The sequence below is a fragment of the Corynebacterium sp. MSK195 genome (assembly GCF_030228885.1).
In the GTDB taxonomy this organism is placed as follows: domain Bacteria; phylum Actinomycetota; class Actinomycetes; order Mycobacteriales; family Mycobacteriaceae; genus Corynebacterium.
Window position 1 is genome coordinate 1 of the sequence record NZ_JASPGT010000010.1, and the last position, 14,160, is coordinate 14,160.

The window sequence follows — 14,160 nt, forward strand, 5'->3', positions numbered from 1 at the left end:
AACCTGCGTTTTTCGCGGGTTTGCACCCACTTATAAAACGAGGAGCGATTGAGCTTTAACACGTGGCACATCCGCTTAACCGAGTACTCGGTTCGGTGGTCATAGACAAACTGGAAGCGGATTACCAGCGTGTCTCTTCGGCAAAATATTTCGCGGCCTTGCGCAGGATGTCGCGTTCTTCACGCAGCTTTGCGTTTTCGTTTTCTAGCTGGCGGATCCGCTCAGAATCAGTCGTCGCCTGAGCTTTATCACGCATGTTTTTCGAGTGGGCACGTTTGCCGGTGCCGTACTGCTTAAGCCAGGAATAAAGTGAAGAACGATTGATTCCTAGCTCTGCTGAAGCCGTGTGAAGCGAGAGGTCCTCATTGTTTTCGTAGAGGGCTGCAGCATCACGTTTGAACTGTTCGGAGTACCTAGGCATGGTGGTAGATTACCTTTCTTCCCAACCCAACCGGGCTGGATATCAGGTGTCTACCTAACGGGGGCCAGGTCCCATAAAAGAAAGGTGATCGCCGGTACCGGACTCGAGTAAGCGACGAGCCGAGTCGCGGTCAGATTCTTGTGCAGGGTCTACGGGCCGTGAAAAGCCAAGGTAGAGACGGACAGCCACGACGATCCAGAAGACGTTTCCCACCCATTCGTAGACGAACCAAGAAATCATCGTAGCCGGCGCGACGTGGTGGGGGAGGATGAGTGCGACTACGGCCGGGACGAAACGCAGTGGGGTTTCTGCAAGGATCGCCGCGAGGTTCGCCGGGGGTACGGTGTTGTGCAACGAGGCGGTGAGGATCCACAGGCCCGCGCCGATGGCGGCGGCAAGTATGGCGAGGGTGACCGTCCGAGTGAAGAATGCGCGGTTTTCGTGGGTGTGAAACAGTGAGCGGTTAATTAGCAGCATGAATAGTGCCAGCAGCCAGGGCAAGAGGACGAGTACGAGGTTGGGCAGGAGATAGCTCAGGCGGGCGTCATCCCAAAGCTGGTAGGTCAACAGGGTAATGGCAAGTACCTGGGTAATAACCGCCATCCACCACGCGAGCACGCGGCCGCGGGTAAGGCCAAAGCACACCACTAGCTGGATGATGAACGGCATGATATTGGCTACCACGGCGCCGATGCCTTGGGCGCGGGCGAGATCGACTGCCGCGGTGCAACTGGCAGAAGTGACCGAATCCGCGCAGGACTGGGTGGCCTCCAAAGCGGATAGATGTGGGGTCCAAAGGAGCTGCGTAATCTGCGAAAAGGGCCCCTCTGCCATGGGGTCGAGCGCCACAAAGGCGGGCCCGATGGCTACGCAGGCGACGCCAACGGCGAGGAGCACACGACGCTCTCTGACGGAAGGCGCTGCGGATTCGGGCTTAAAGAGAAGTTGGCCCGCCGTAATGGAAAGTGCGGCGGCAACGATGCCGAGGACATCGGACATGGTGCCGGAATAGAGCACAAAGGTAGCGGTAAGCACGATAAGCGAGATGCGTAGCCGGCGGCGCCACAGGCGGGGTAGTAGGGCGGAAGCAAAGCCGGCGGCACCGGCGATGAAACCGATTGGGGTGAGGAAGGTATCGCTAAGGAGATCATTGCCCCACCGGTTCAGCCCTGCGGTCTCGATTCCGCGGGCAAGGACGATGGATAGGGGCACAGTAATGAGCTGAGAGGTAATTCCCACCGCCAACGTGCGCAGGGAGCCCAAGCGCCATTCTGCGGGAACGAGCCACAACAGGATAAGGACCGACAAGATGATAGCGCCGCCAGGGTGCGCGGTAGTCAGCGCCAACCAGTGAGAGGTGGGGAAGTCCACTAGGTGGAGCGCCCACATGATGACTAAGACGGCCAGGGAAACAGGAAACCTGGTCAGGATGGTTTTAAGAACGGACATCGTTGGCTCCAATTCCGTCGAAGGGATCCTTAATCGCGGTCATGCCACCGCGACGGGCGGCCCAAGCGAAAGATTCGCGCAGGGCTGGGCGCCACACCTGGAAGGAGTGGCCGCCGGGGCGGGTGCCGAAGTAGGTTTTCATGCCGGCGTTGCGGGCGGCGTCGGAAAGCGAGTGCAGGGCATTGACGGAAGCTGTGTCTTTATCGCCAGCGATGAAGATGGCCTGGGCGGAGTAGCGCTTGTGGGCGAGCAAGTGTGCGGGGTCCTGGTCATTGAAGGCTGACTCGTCGCCAGCGAAGAATTTCTTCACCGTGGCCGCGTGGTTGCCTATGGTGGGCTCGGCCTCGCCGGAAATGTCGATGATAGAGCCATAGGCTTCGGGGCGGTTGGTAGCGATCTGCAGAGAACAGGTGCCGCCGTAGCTTAGTCCACCGACGGTCCAAGTGCGCTGATCCGGGTTGACCTTGAACTTCTGCTTGATAGCCTGCGGCACGTCTTGGCTGAGGTAGGTCATGACCTTGGCCTGGGTGCTATCGGCGCAGATGGGATTGGCTGTTTCAGAGCCGGTGGCGTCCACGGCAACAACGATGGGGCTGCGGCCTCCATTCGCCGCCTGGAATTGATCTGCGGTTTCGGCCGCTTCACCCGAACCGAACCATTGCTCTGGGCCTCCTGGGTTGCCGTGCAGGAGGACGATGACAGGCAGGGTGTGGTCCGTCCAGTATGCAGGAGGGATATACGCCGTAGCTTGGCGAGCGGAGAAATGGGAGGTGGTGCCTGGAAGATCGACGTGGACGATCGCCGCACCGGAATTGGTGTGGGAAAACTCCTCGTAGCTCATTTCTTTTGCCACGGGGCGTGGGTCCAGGGAGGCAATGTCTGGATAGGTTTGGTACTCCATGTTGATGATGCCAACCGTTGCCAAAAGGGAGAAGATTCCGGCCGCAATCGTGACAGATTTGGGCTTGCGGAGCAACGCCGCTACGGGGACGAAAGCTGCGAGGAAGATATACCACGGAACTTGCCAGTGCTGGAGAAAGTACCAAGCGATGACGCACAGTAGGGCCGCGATGACCAGCGGCCACACCTTGCGTTGAAGGAGAATGATGATTCCTGCAATCGCGAGGATGGCGTAGAAGATCACGCCGTTGATGGGATCCGCCAAAGGCAGATTCAAAAGGAAACTCACGCGGAAAACATTAGGCCTGTGCAGGACAAAAGTAACTGCTAGTTAGCTGGGAGTTTGCCCCTTAAATGCCGTGATAAATGCGGGCCGCCCAGATGGTGCCGCGCCAGGCTAGAACGATGCCGAGTCCGATGGTCCAGAAGAGGTACTTGCTAAGCCGCCACCACTGCTTATGTTTGACCATTTCGCCCAGTTCCTTCGCCAATGTGGACCAGGTGGACAGACCGCCGGCTAGGCCGAGGGCGAGGAAGGGGTGGATAAGGGGGGCGTCGGCAAGCTGGGCAAAACCATAAGCCAAGCCCAGAGCGAGGGAACCCAAATTATTCGCCACGAAGGTGCAGTAGGGGGCGGGGACAAGCCGGGTAAAGCCATAGCGCAGGCTACCGCCGATGAAGCCGCCGAGAAGGACCCAAAGAAGATTCATCGCAGCTTGTCACCTGCCAGGTAGCCGCCCACGCAGCCGATGATGGTGGCCAGGACATAGGCCAGGGCGACGGCCCAATGGGCCTCGGAGGTTAGGAAAGCGAAGGTAGCAAAGCTGGTGAAACCGCCGAGCACGCCGGTGCCCCAAAAGGGGCCGGGGCGGAAGTAGCCCATGAGCGCACTGCCGAGGATATTGATAAGGAGCAGTGGGATCATGCCGCCGCCGAGCGCGGCGGAGAGGAGATACCTGGCCACCGCGCCGAGCGCAGCGCCAGCACCCACGACGAGGAATTGAGGCATGCGGCCTATGTTACTTCCAGTCCATCCCCTGGGACTCTACGAACGCGCGCACCTCCTTCACTGGCTTATTGAGCTTGGGGTCAAAGGCTAAGTACGCCTTGGTTTCGCGGGCCACGAGGCCGGAGAGAAGGAGCAAGCCAATGAGGTTCGGGATGGCGATGAGGCCATTGGCCAGATCGGAGAAGGTCCAAGCGAGCTCGAGCTCCGAGACGGAGCCGACAAAGAGGAGGCAGGCGAAAAACATGCGGTAGGGGATGGAAGCTTTGCGCCCGCAGAGGGACTCCAGGGAACGCTCGCCGTAATAAGCCCAAGCCATGATGGTGGAAAAGGCGAAGAAAATAATGGAGAGCGAAACGATGGTGCCGCCCCAGTCGCCAGGAAGCACGCGAGAAAAGGCCTCGGCTGTCATAATTCCGGCCTCGTCGCGGCCCATATCCCAGGTACCGCCCACAACAATGACCAAGCCAGTGATGGTTACCACGATGATGGTGTCAATGAAGGTTTGCGTCATCGATACCAACCCCTGGCGCGCTGGGTGCGGGGTCTTGGCAGCCGCGGCGGCGATGGCGGCGGAGCCCATGCCGGACTCATTGGAGAAGATGCCGCGGGCAACACCGTATTGAATGGCCATCATGATGGTGGAGCCCACGAACCCGCCACCAGCGGCGGTGCCGGTAAAGGCATCGCTGAAGATCATGGCAAAGGCGGCGGGAATCTCCGCGGCATGCGAGAAGATTACATAGAGCCCGCCCAGGACGTAGACGATGATCATCAACGGGACGAAGGCGGCGGTAATGCGCCCGATGGCCTGGATTCCGCCAAGGAGTACGGAGCCCACCAAGACGAAGAGAATCGCACCGGTGGCCGCCGGGGCGATACCGAAGGTCGATTCCATATTGGTGGCCACAGCATTGGCTTGGGCGAGGTTGCCGATGCCAAAGGAGGCGCAAATTGCAAAGATGGCAAAGAATACTGCGAGTACCGATCCGAGTGGTCCGGGGATGCCACGCTTCAGGTATTGCTGTGGCCCGCCGGACATCTCGCCCTTGGAATCCGTGGTGCGAAAACGCACGCCCAGGTAGGCCTCGGTGTACTTGGACGCCATGCCCACGAGGCCGGTAATCCAGATCCATACCAGTGCGCCAGGGCCGCCGATGGACAACGCGGTGGCCACGCCCACGATATTTCCCACTCCCACGGTGGCGGCAAGGGCGGTGGTCAGCGCCTGATAATTGGAAATATCACCCTCAGTGGAGTCGTCGCCGGAGTCGCTGGCGAAGACGTGGCGCAGTGCGCGGCCGAGTGCGCGAAACTGGAGTCCGCCCAAACGAATGGTTAGCCACAAGCCGGTGCCCAACAGGAGGGGAATGAGGATGAATGGTCCCCACACCACGGTGCTGATGGCGGAGAGGATGGAATTAAGCGAGTCCATTCTGTAAATCTAGCGAACTATAGAAATGGAGTAAATTTGCCCATACCCCCAGCCGGGGGAATATTCGCCCTGCGCAACCACGAGAGAGCAGGCAAGCTGTAATGGCATCCCATCTCAACCCCAAGGAGCACGCCATGGCCCACGAGCGCGCCGGCACGCTGGCACAGCCCACGGATCTTATTGATATCGCAGAATTGGTCACCGCCTACTACACCCGTATCCCGGACGCCGATAACCCGGATCAGCAGGTGTCCTTCGGCACCTCAGGCCACCGCGGCTCCGCGCTGGATCGAGCCTTTAATGAGGGGCATATCCTAGCGATTACCCAAGCCATTGTGGATTACCGCGCGGAACAAGGCGTTGCTGGGGCGATTTTCATCGGCCGCGATACCCACGCGCTGTCCGAGCCGGCCATGGTTTCCGCCCTTGAGGTGCTGCTAGCCAATGGGGTGGAGGTTCGCGTCGACGAGTGCGGCCGCTACACGCCGACCCCAGCGGTCTCCCATGCCGTCCTGACCCACCCTGGCACCGATGGCATCGTGATTACCCCGTCCCATAATCCTCCCCGCGATGGTGGCTTCAAGTACAACCCGCCTACCGGTGGCCCGGCCGACGCTCAGGCCACGGATTGGATTGCGGGCCGCGCGAACGAGTATCTGCGCGCTGGGCTGGAGGGTGTGAAGCGGACGTCTGTCGCGGGCGTGCTGGACGAGCGCTGCGTGAAGCACGACTACGTGCACAACTACGTGGCTGACCTTAAGAACGTGGTGGATATGCAGGCCATTAAAGAATCCGGCCTGCGCATCGGCGCCGATCCCATGGGTGGCGCTTCCGTGGATTATTGGCAGGCCATCGCTGACCATTACGAGCTCAACATGACCGTGGTGAATCCGGAGGTGGATTCCACTTTCCGCTTTATGACCTTGGATACGGACGGAAAGATCCGCATGGATTGTTCCTCGCCGGATGCTATGGCCTCGCTTATCGACGCCCGCTCTAAGTTCGACCTTGCCACCGGCAACGACGCCGATGCGGACCGCCATGGCATTGTCACTCCCGATGCCGGACTCATGAACCCCAATCACTACCTCGCCGTGGCTATCGAGTACCTCTTTAGTCACCGCCCGCAGTGGGGGAGTGCCGGTGTGGGAAAGACCCTGGTGTCTTCCTCCATGATCGATCGCGTGGTGAAAAGCCTAGACCGCGAATTGGTGGAGGTGCCCGTCGGCTTTAAGTGGTTTGTACCGGGGCTGGTCGAAGGCACCATTGGTTTCGGTGGCGAGGAGTCCGCCGGGGCGTCGTTCCTGCGCTTCGATGGCTCCGTGTGGTCCACCGATAAGGACGGCATCATTATGGATCTGCTCGCCGCGGAGATTACCGCCGTCACTGGCAAGACTCCGTCCCAGCGCTACGCAGAACTGGCGGAGAAATTCGGCGCCCCAGCCTATGCCCGCACCGACGCCCCCGCGAACCGCGAGCAGAAGGCCATCCTCAAGAAGCTGTCTCCTGAAAAAGTTTCCGCCACGGAGCTAGCAGGCGAGGACATCGTGGCCAAGCTGACGGAGGCACCCGGCAACGGTGCGGCCATCGGCGGCCTGAAGGTAGCGACGAAAAATGCCTGGTTCGCCGCTCGTCCTTCCGGTACGGAAGATAAGTACAAAATCTATGCCGAATCTTTCTTGGGTGAGGAACATCTCAAGCAGGTGCAAGCAGAAGCACAGGCAGTTGTTGCCAATGTTTTAAAGGGTTAACGCTAAACTCATCCTCGTGAGTAGCAAGATTAATGGGAAGCTGGTGCTCGATGTCATCAGCTTCATCGCCCGCTTTGGCATGGCCTTGGTGTGGATTGACGCCGGCGTGCATAAGCTTGGCAAGACCCTAGACATGACCCAGGCCATCAAGGGCTATGACATCTTTACTCCCGATTGGGCCGGCTACCTCGCCATTGTCATTGGTCCGCTCGAAATCATCGGTGGCGTGCTGCTGCTGCTCGGGCTATTCCTGCGCCAGTCCTCCATCGTGGCTACCTGCGTGATGCTGCTCTTTATGGTGGGCATCGCACAAGCTTGGGCCCGTGGACTGGATATTGACTGCGGCTGCTTTGGCTATGACGCCCAAAACCCTGACCGAGGAATGGATTATGCGAAGACGCTGCTGCGCGACGCCGCATTTCTATTCCTGACCCTATGGACCATCAAGCGCCCCTTCACCAAGTTTGCCCTTCACCCCTAGCAGGTGGGCAAGGTAGGCTGATCGAGTCCGAAGAATTGCAAAGGCAAGGTTCAAATGAGCAAAGTAACTGACCCGAACGCCAAGGGTGGCAACGGTTTTATCTGGGGAGTCGGAGTACTCCTCGTTATCATTGCCGTAGTTATCGGCTACATCGTGTGGAATGGCAAGCAGTCGTCCACGGATTCTGTCGATGCCCTTGACGCCAAGGACGTAAATATGTCCATGGAGTACAACGACGGTGCTATTACCCTTAAGTCTGAAAGCGCCAAGAAGGGCACCCCTGAGGTGGATCTCTACGAAGACTACTCCTGCCCGCACTGTGCCGAACTGGCTCAGGCCACCGACGGTGACATGCAGAAGGCCATCGAAGACGGCAAGCTGATCGTCCACGTGCGTACCCTCAACTTCTTGGATGGCGAGGATATTGAGAACCAGGAGGGATACTCCACTAAGGCGGCAGCCGCTATGTCCGAGCTGGCCAAGTCTGGTGATATCAAGACCTACTGGAACCTGCGTGACTACATGCTGCAGAACCAGCAAAAGGTGGCTACTTCGTGGGATATCAAGGATATTGCTGACGCCGCCAAGGAGTTTGGCGCGGACGATGATGTCGTTGATTCCATGAAGGATGTGGACGTCAAGCAGGGCAATAAGGTGGCGAAGACCAACTACGACAAGCTGGATAAGGAAACCGGAACCGTATCTTCGCCGCGCATCATCAAGGATGGCAAGGATGTTCCATCAGAAAAGGATCAAAAGGCCGGCAAGAACCTGGGTGACTGGGTAGAAATCGTCACCAAGTAGCAGGCGATTTGGAGAGTTAAATACCCTCCATGTATATTTAAGCGAGTTGCAGCCCACAGGGTTGCACCTCGTTTGAGGGGCTATGGCGCAGCTGGTAGCGCACCACACTGGCAGTGTGGGGGTCACGGGTTCGAATCCCGTTAGCTCCACAATATAGGGGAGAGGAACATTAGTTCCTCTCCTTTTTCTTGTTGCGGTGGGCTAGAGCTCCGCTAGATCCTCATCGAGCATGCGCTGATCGATGGCGATGCCGACGGCCGCACCGCTGCCCATCGCTTGCGAGACTTGGTCCGGGGAGCTGACCACATTGCCGGCCGCCCACAGGCGCGATACCGAGGTCTGGCCACGCTCTACGCTGACCCACCCGTTGGCTGATTCGCAGCCGGCATCCTGCAGCAGTGCGTCATTGGGCAGAAAATCGGGCCCAGTAAAGCATGCTTCGTAGGCGTCTTCACCAGTAGTGCTTTGCACTACTACGCCGGTTGACGATGTCTCCTCTGGCCGGAGCTGTGTCACTTTCGCATCGTTTACCTTTACGCCTAATCCGGCGAGTTGAGTGCGATCAAGATCGGTGAGCTCAAGGCCATTGGGGTAAAAGGTCAGCGTGTCCGTCCACGTGGACAGCAGCTTGCTGATCCGGATGGTAAAAGGCGGATTCGCGCCGCCGATGAGCGCAACCTTCTTTCCGGTGACTTCGTAGCCATGGCAGTAAGGGCAGTGAAAGACCCTGGTGCCCCACAAATCGCTCAGGCCGGGAACTGCAGGGAGCTTGTCCGTGAGCCCCGTCGCGACGAGAACGTGGCGGGATTCAAGAACCTCGCCGCTGCCAAGCTTTGCTTGCCAAGGCTCGCACTCAGAATCCCGGGTGAGTTTCTCCACCGAGCCCTGGGTAATGGTTCCACCGAATTTCCCCACCTCCGCGTGGCCGCGCTGAAGCAGTTCGGCGGGAGCCGCGCCATCGAGGCCAAGGATGCCGTGGGCATGTTCGCTGAAGCGATTGCGGGGAGCCCCGGAATCGATTAACTGAATTTTTCGGTTAGCGCGGGCCAAGGTGATGGCCGCAGCGGTGCCGGCAAAGCCACCGCCGATGATGATGACGTCCGAGTACATTGCTCCTCCTTTATAGGAAGTGGGTAGCATGGTGCGCAGCCGAGTATATGCAGTCAACATCGAAGGGGCTCGCGCGCAGAATGACTGATGAATCCACAGGGTTCTTTACACGCGAAGCGCTCTATGGGGCGTCGCCTGTACAGGCGCTAGGCAGGTTCTTTGTAAAGTACTTCAACTTTCGTGGCCGTGCGTCCATGAGTGAGTTTTGGTGGGTTTTCGGTTTCCTCGTGCTGAGTTCTGTGGCAATCGGCATTATCGATCGACACTTTGGCGTGGATTTTGAGACTATTGCCGAGGCGGTACTTGTGATTCCAGTCGTTTCTTTGATGTGCCGGCGGCTGCACGATTCCGGGCGGACGGGGTTGTTATGCCTGATTGGGCTCATTCCGGTGTTCGGTGGAATCGCGTTGCTCTTTATGATGGCGCTGCCCACGCGCGAGCATGCGGCGCTTTAAAAGTTTCCTTGCCTGATTAGGCTGGGCGACATGCAGACTTTTTCAAAGCGAGTACGCGGCAGAGATCAAGCAGGTGCCGAGGCTGCCGGACTGCGGTGGCTCGGGGAGGCCACCGACGCGGTGGTCAACGTCGTAAGCGCTGACGGGCTAGAAATCGTTACCGAGCGCGTGGACGAGGTCATGCCTACGCCGGAGGCGGCGCGGACATTTGGTGCGGAGCTGGCGCGCATGCACCGTGGAGGAGCCGAAGCGTTTGGCGCGCCTCCTACCGGGTGGGAAGGCAAGAACTTCATCGGCAGTATCGAACAGGACTGCATCCCGACGGATAATTGGGGCGAGTTCTATGTTGAACAGCGAGTGCTGCCCTTCGCGGAACTAGCGGGGATTAGTGCAGCGCAGTTGGACTTGGTAAGGCGTGCCTGCAATGCCATCGCCGCGCGCAGTTGGGATGTGGCGCCGGCGCGCATCCACGGCGATCTATGGGCGGGCAACCTGCTTTTTGGAGCGGATGGCGGCATCATGATTGACCCCGCCGCCCATGGTGGGCACCCGCATACGGATTTGGGGATGTTGGCGCTTTTCGGGGCACCGTACCTTGAGGAGATTTTCCGGGGATATGGTGCGCCTAAAGACATCGAAAAATGGATTCCCATGCACCAGCTGCATCCGTTGGCAGTGCATGCGCTGACGCACGGCGCCAGCTATAACCGGCCGCTGGAGCACGCTGCGGCCGCTACCTTGGAGGCACTGGGCTAAAGGTTCGGCCCCTGCGGCATGATGCGCTTGTGAGCGCCGCGGTGCCATAAGGTTTCGATGCGTTCGCGGGCGGCGTCGGGAACCGCTTTGCCCTCCAGGTAGTCATCGATGTGGGCGTAGGTGACGCCGAGGGCTTCTTCGTCGGGAAGCTGGGGCTTATCGTCCTCCAAGTCCGCGGTGGGAACCTTCTCCCAGGTAGAGCGCGGGGCACCAAGGTGCTCTAGGAGGGCGGCGCCTTGGCGCTTATTGAGGCCGGCCAAGGGGAGGAGATCCGCCGCGCCATCGCCCCACTTGGTAAAGAAGGCCGTGACATTTTCCGCCGCATGGTCGGTGCCGATGACTAGCGCGCCGACCTCGCCGGCGATGGCGTATTGGGCGGTCATGCGCAGGCGCGCTTTGGTATTGCCGCGGTTGAAATCGGTGACGTCGGCAAGCTGCAGCGCATCTGCCACCTGCTCGTCGAGGGCCAAGGTGGCCGGCTTGATATCGACGGTGGGGCGGTGATCGGGCTGGATGAAATCCAGAGCAATCTGGGCATCGTCCTCATCGGCCTGCACGCCGTGGGGCAGGCGCACGGCCCAAAACTCCGCGCCGTCGACGCGGTCCACCGCCAGCTGCGCGAGCTTTCCCGCCAAGGTGGAATCCTGGCCGCCGGAAATACCCAGCACGTAGCCTTTAGCGCCGGTGGTGCGCAGGTAATCAACCAGGAAATCCACGCGGCGCTGCACTTCGGCTTCTGGATCGATAAAGGGACGCACACCCAGGGCTTTTATGATGGTTTGCTGCAGTTTTTCGGCATCATTCGACATGACGTTCATGGTAGCCGCCTGACACAATATTGTGCTGTGAATAAGGAAGTTTATGTCAAGGTAGTAGCTGGCATAGCGGCCCTGGGTGGGCTGCTATTTGGATACGACACCGGCGTGATGTCCGGTGCCTTGCTTTTTATTAGCCCCGCATTCGACATGAGTGCCCACCAAGAGGGTTGGGTGACCTCGATGCTGCTCGTGGGTGCTGCAGTAGGTGCGCTGACGGCTGGGCGCATCGCCGATAGATATGGACGCCGCTTCACGCTGATTGCAGGCGGCATCATTTTCGTGCTGGGTTCTATCTGGTGTGCGCTTTCCGGCTCGGTGGGAATGCTGGCAACGGCGCGCACCTTTTTGGGCTTTGCCGTGGGTGCAGTGTCAATCGTGTCTCCCATGTACATCGCGGAGATCGTGCCCGCCAAGGTGCGCGGGCGCATGGTCTCGCTCAATACCCTCGCGATTGTGGTGGGTCAGTTGATGGCCTACCTGGTCAACTCCGCGCTGGCCTCCACCGGTAGCTGGGAGTGGATGCTGGGCCTAGCCGCCGTGCCGGGCCTAGCGTTAGCTCTCGGAATGGCTTTCCTGCCAGAGACGCCGGTATGGCTGGCAACCAACGGGCGCATGCCCCGCGCCCAAGAGATCGCCGGGCGCGCCGGGATGGATATCTCGGAGCTGACCTCGCAGGAGACCGCGCGAAAATCCAGCGGATCCGAATGGAAGGCGCTGAAGGCCAATCGGTGGATGCAGATTACGGTGTTGCTTGCCATGCTGATGGGCTTGACGCAGCAGATTACCGGCGTCAACGCCATTGTGTACTTCGCGCCGACCATGATGAACCAGGTGGGGATATCCACTGCCAACTCGGTTTATACCTCCATCGTTATCGGCACGGTATCCGTGCTGGCCTGTTGGGTGGGGCTCAAGGTCGTGGACCGCATTGGGCGAAAGCGATTGTTGTTGATCGGCCTGACCGGCAACGTGGTCTCGCTGTTTATCCTCTCCTTTGCCTATTCTCATGCGCAGGACTCCACTGCTATGGCCATGGTCTCGTTGGTATTCATGGCGCTGTTTATCGCCTTTCAGCAGGCGGCAGTGTCGCCTACGACGTGGCTGCTCATTTCCGAGCTGGTGCCACTGCAGGTGCGCGGCCTAGGCATGGGCATTGCGGGGCTCTCGCTATGGGCCACCAACTGGGCCGTGGCGCAGTACTTCCTGCCGCTAGTGGAGTGGCTGACCGGCCCGGTGGCGTTTATCGTCTTCGGAGTCTTTGGTCTCATCGCCATCGGCTACACCAAGGTTTTGGTTCCAGAGACTATGGGACGTAGCCTGGATGAGGTAGGCGAGGAAATGAAGTCGCGCTACGAGCGCGAGTCCGCACCCGTGAAGCCTTAGTGTTTTGGTATTGACGGCCGTGTGAGGTAACATTTTTCCTCGTGTCATGGCTGGGGATTCCCAGTCCGTGCTTTACTTATTCAACCGCATGTAGATTGCGCATAACGAAAGGAGCGCCCGATGAAGGTCCGTAAGTCCCTTCGGTCGCTGAAGAAGAAGCCGGGCGCCCAGGTTATTCGCCGCCACGGTAAGGTCTTCGTGATCAACAAGAAGGATCCCCGTTTCAAGGCTCGTCAGGGCTAATTGAGACGCGATTCCATCCGCTCCCTCCGGACTCCCGGAGTGGGGCGGATTTTTTCATGCGTGAGCTCCGGCACAAAGGATAAATTCTTTTAAATCCAAGTGAACATAAAGACAAATGTATGAATATAATTATTTTGTCTATCCATGCCGTGAGAAAGAAGAATAATGTCCCAGCGAATCGTTGCCGCGCTCACTGCCGCCGCCCTCGGATTGTCCGCCCCAGTGGCGCATGCTGCAGAGCCACAGTGGGAATCCTCTGCGCCGGAGTCCCTTGGTATCAATGACCCGTCCTGTGTGCCTTCAGGGGACATCACTGAGCCCGTTGTGTTGCTGCATGGAACCTCGAATAATGCTTCCGTGTGGGGAAACTTGGTTCACCTCCTGCAAGATCAGGGGGCGTGCGTGTGGGCCTTTGACTACGGCGCCGATGATGTCACCTTGCAGAATATGATTCCAAGTGTCAAAGCCATAGCGGACTTGGATGATTCGGCCGCGGAAATTGCAGATCAGGTGGACTATGTCCGCGAGGTTACTGGCTCGGACAAGGTGAACTTGGTGGGCCATTCCCAGGGTGGTATGCACATCAAGACCTATACCCAGATGTACGATGGGGCGGATCACGTCTCCCATGCGGTAGCGCTGGGCGGCAACTTCCATGGCACCACGCTTAACGGGCAGGGGGAGACGCTCTCTAAAATCATTGCCTTTGCACCGCACCTCGCCGCTTTCCTGGCAAGTACGGCCGGCATTCAGCAAGTGGTGGGGTCGGAGTTTATTAAACGGCTCAATGCGCTGCCAGATACCGCGCCAGGCGTGCTTTATACCTCCATTTACTCGCCGGGGGATACGACGGTGACTCCGAATAGCTCTTCGCAGCTGGCGCTTGGCGACGGCGCCGATGTGGTCAACCTCGACTTAAGCGAAGTCTGTGGCGTGGCTCCTCGGCACGACAAGCTGCCGACCGACCGGACGGTGTTGAGTCAGGTCATTTTTGGGCTAAAGCGCGCCCCTGGGGAGGGTCCGGACCCGGCGACCTGTGCCTCTGGCGAGCCTTCGGTAGTCGGCTCTTAAGGTGACATGCCAGCCCTAAAATGTGAACTTTGACACACAAAATGGTGAACTCCAGGTAAACCTGCAGGAATCCCATT

15 protein-coding genes, 1 tRNA gene and 1 pseudogene are annotated in these 14,160 nt (G+C 59.0%); 9 read left to right on the top strand and 8 right to left on the bottom strand.

Annotation, left to right across the window (positions count from 1 at the left end):
* The 6 genes and pseudogenes from QP909_RS09440 to QP909_RS09465 form a co-directional block, all read right to left on the bottom strand.
* A pseudogene (locus QP909_RS09440) lies at nucleotides 1-421 on the bottom strand (transposase); the annotation flags it as partial.
* A gap of 54 nt (nucleotides 422-475) precedes the next feature.
* Nucleotides 476-1,870: a hypothetical protein gene (locus QP909_RS09445; protein ID WP_284767054.1), complete on the bottom strand. Its 1,395-nt coding sequence runs from the start codon at nucleotides 1,868-1,870 to the stop codon at nucleotides 476-478.
* Nucleotides 1,857-3,059: an alpha/beta hydrolase gene (locus QP909_RS09450; protein WP_284767055.1), complete on the bottom strand. Its 1,203-nt coding sequence runs from the start codon at nucleotides 3,057-3,059 to the stop codon at nucleotides 1,857-1,859. The genes QP909_RS09445 and QP909_RS09450 overlap by 14 nt, the downstream gene beginning before the upstream one ends.
* A gap of 61 nt (nucleotides 3,060-3,120) precedes the next feature.
* On the bottom strand, nucleotides 3,121-3,480 hold the full coding sequence (locus QP909_RS09455) for a FluC/FEX family fluoride channel (protein ID WP_284767056.1): 360 nt from the start codon (nucleotides 3,478-3,480) through the stop codon (nucleotides 3,121-3,123).
* Nucleotides 3,477-3,779, bottom strand: a complete 303-nt coding sequence (locus QP909_RS09460) for a fluoride efflux transporter family protein (protein WP_284767057.1) — start codon at nucleotides 3,777-3,779, stop codon at nucleotides 3,477-3,479. Before QP909_RS09460 ends, QP909_RS09455 begins: the two co-directional genes overlap by 4 nt.
* Before the next feature lie 10 nt (nucleotides 3,780-3,789).
* Entirely contained in the window at nucleotides 3,790-5,211 is a 1,422-nt protein-coding gene (locus tag QP909_RS09465; protein ID WP_284767058.1) for an alanine/glycine:cation symporter family protein, read from the bottom strand.
* A 134-nt stretch (nucleotides 5,212-5,345) separates the two neighbouring features.
* On the opposite strand from QP909_RS09465, the gene pgm reads away from it, so the two are divergent.
* The 4 genes from pgm to QP909_RS09485 all read left to right on the top strand — a co-directional run bounded on the left by pgm (nucleotide 5,346) and on the right by QP909_RS09485 (nucleotide 8,396).
* Nucleotides 5,346-6,962: a phosphoglucomutase (alpha-D-glucose-1,6-bisphosphate-dependent) gene (pgm, locus tag QP909_RS09470; protein WP_284767108.1), complete on the top strand. Its 1,617-nt coding sequence runs from the start codon at nucleotides 5,346-5,348 to the stop codon at nucleotides 6,960-6,962.
* Nucleotides 6,963-6,978: 16 nt separating this feature from the next.
* A complete protein-coding gene (locus tag QP909_RS09475) occupies nucleotides 6,979-7,443 on the top strand; it encodes a MauE/DoxX family redox-associated membrane protein (protein WP_284767059.1) in 465 nt (154 codons plus the stop codon).
* Nucleotides 7,444-7,497: 54 nt separating this feature from the next.
* Nucleotides 7,498-8,247, top strand: a complete 750-nt coding sequence (locus QP909_RS09480) for a DsbA family protein (RefSeq protein WP_284767060.1) — start codon at nucleotides 7,498-7,500, stop codon at nucleotides 8,245-8,247.
* Between the two features lie 76 nt (nucleotides 8,248-8,323).
* Nucleotides 8,324-8,396 (top strand) — tRNA-Ala (locus tag QP909_RS09485).
* Nucleotides 8,397-8,448: 52 nt separating this feature from the next.
* On the opposite strand, the gene QP909_RS09490 is transcribed toward QP909_RS09485, so the two are convergent.
* Nucleotides 8,449-9,357: an NAD(P)/FAD-dependent oxidoreductase gene (locus QP909_RS09490; protein ID WP_284767061.1), complete on the bottom strand. Its 909-nt coding sequence runs from the start codon at nucleotides 9,355-9,357 to the stop codon at nucleotides 8,449-8,451.
* Nucleotides 9,358-9,437: 80 nt separating this feature from the next.
* On the opposite strand from QP909_RS09490, the gene QP909_RS09495 reads away from it, so the two are divergent.
* Both QP909_RS09495 and QP909_RS09500 read left to right on the top strand, forming a co-directional pair.
* Complete coding sequence (locus tag QP909_RS09495) at nucleotides 9,438-9,812, top strand: DUF805 domain-containing protein (RefSeq protein ID WP_284767062.1); 375 nt, start codon at nucleotides 9,438-9,440, stop codon at nucleotides 9,810-9,812.
* Between the two features lie 30 nt (nucleotides 9,813-9,842).
* Nucleotides 9,843-10,568, top strand: coding sequence for a fructosamine kinase family protein (locus QP909_RS09500; RefSeq protein WP_284767063.1), 726 nt, complete (start codon nucleotides 9,843-9,845; stop codon nucleotides 10,566-10,568).
* Here QP909_RS09500 and nadE read toward each other — a convergent pair.
* Nucleotides 10,565-11,386, bottom strand: coding sequence for an NAD(+) synthase (nadE, locus tag QP909_RS09505; RefSeq protein WP_284767064.1), 822 nt, complete (start codon nucleotides 11,384-11,386; stop codon nucleotides 10,565-10,567). The genes QP909_RS09500 and nadE overlap by 4 nt on opposite strands.
* A 27-nt stretch (nucleotides 11,387-11,413) precedes the next feature.
* Here nadE and QP909_RS09510 point away from each other — a divergent pair, with 27 nt between their 5' ends.
* The 3 genes from QP909_RS09510 to QP909_RS09520 all read left to right on the top strand — a co-directional run bounded on the left by QP909_RS09510 (nucleotide 11,414) and on the right by QP909_RS09520 (nucleotide 14,083).
* On the top strand, nucleotides 11,414-12,769 hold the full coding sequence (locus QP909_RS09510; RefSeq protein ID WP_005327336.1) for a sugar porter family MFS transporter: 1,356 nt from the start codon (nucleotides 11,414-11,416) through the stop codon (nucleotides 12,767-12,769).
* A 120-nt stretch (nucleotides 12,770-12,889) separates the two neighbouring features.
* Nucleotides 12,890-13,012, top strand: a complete 123-nt coding sequence (gene ykgO / locus QP909_RS09515; RefSeq protein WP_003847162.1) for a type B 50S ribosomal protein L36 — start codon at nucleotides 12,890-12,892, stop codon at nucleotides 13,010-13,012.
* Nucleotides 13,013-13,177: 165 nt separating this feature from the next.
* Entirely contained in the window at nucleotides 13,178-14,083 is a 906-nt protein-coding gene (locus QP909_RS09520; RefSeq protein ID WP_284767065.1) for an alpha/beta fold hydrolase, read from the top strand.
* The last annotated feature ends 77 nt before the right edge of the window (nucleotides 14,084-14,160 follow it).

What these genes read in the sequence shown, in the direction of transcription:
- QP909_RS09495 (WP_284767062.1), top strand. Translation starts at nt 9,438, where the DNA reads ATGACTGATGAATCCACAGGGTTCTTTACACGCGAAGCGCTCTATGGG.
- QP909_RS09465 (WP_284767058.1), bottom strand. Translation starts at nt 5,211, where the DNA reads ATGGACTCGCTTAATTCCATCCTCTCCGCCATCAGCACCGTGGTGTGG.
- QP909_RS09455 (WP_284767056.1), bottom strand. Translation starts at nt 3,480, where the DNA reads ATGAATCTTCTTTGGGTCCTTCTCGGCGGCTTCATCGGCGGTAGCCTG.
- ykgO (WP_003847162.1), top strand. Translation starts at nt 12,890, where the DNA reads ATGAAGGTCCGTAAGTCCCTTCGGTCGCTGAAGAAGAAGCCGGGCGCC.
- QP909_RS09460 (WP_284767057.1), bottom strand. Translation starts at nt 3,779, where the DNA reads ATGCCTCAATTCCTCGTCGTGGGTGCTGGCGCTGCGCTCGGCGCGGTG.
- nadE (WP_284767064.1), bottom strand. Translation starts at nt 11,386, where the DNA reads ATGAACGTCATGTCGAATGATGCCGAAAAACTGCAGCAAACCATCATA.
- QP909_RS09520 (WP_284767065.1), top strand. Translation starts at nt 13,178, where the DNA reads ATGTCCCAGCGAATCGTTGCCGCGCTCACTGCCGCCGCCCTCGGATTG.
- QP909_RS09500 (WP_284767063.1), top strand. Translation starts at nt 9,843, where the DNA reads ATGCAGACTTTTTCAAAGCGAGTACGCGGCAGAGATCAAGCAGGTGCC.
- QP909_RS09445 (WP_284767054.1), bottom strand. Translation starts at nt 1,870, where the DNA reads ATGTCCGTTCTTAAAACCATCCTGACCAGGTTTCCTGTTTCCCTGGCC.
- QP909_RS09490 (WP_284767061.1), bottom strand. Translation starts at nt 9,357, where the DNA reads ATGTACTCGGACGTCATCATCATCGGCGGTGGCTTTGCCGGCACCGCT.
- pgm (WP_284767108.1), top strand. Translation starts at nt 5,346, where the DNA reads ATGGCCCACGAGCGCGCCGGCACGCTGGCACAGCCCACGGATCTTATT.
- QP909_RS09480 (WP_284767060.1), top strand. Translation starts at nt 7,498, where the DNA reads ATGAGCAAAGTAACTGACCCGAACGCCAAGGGTGGCAACGGTTTTATC.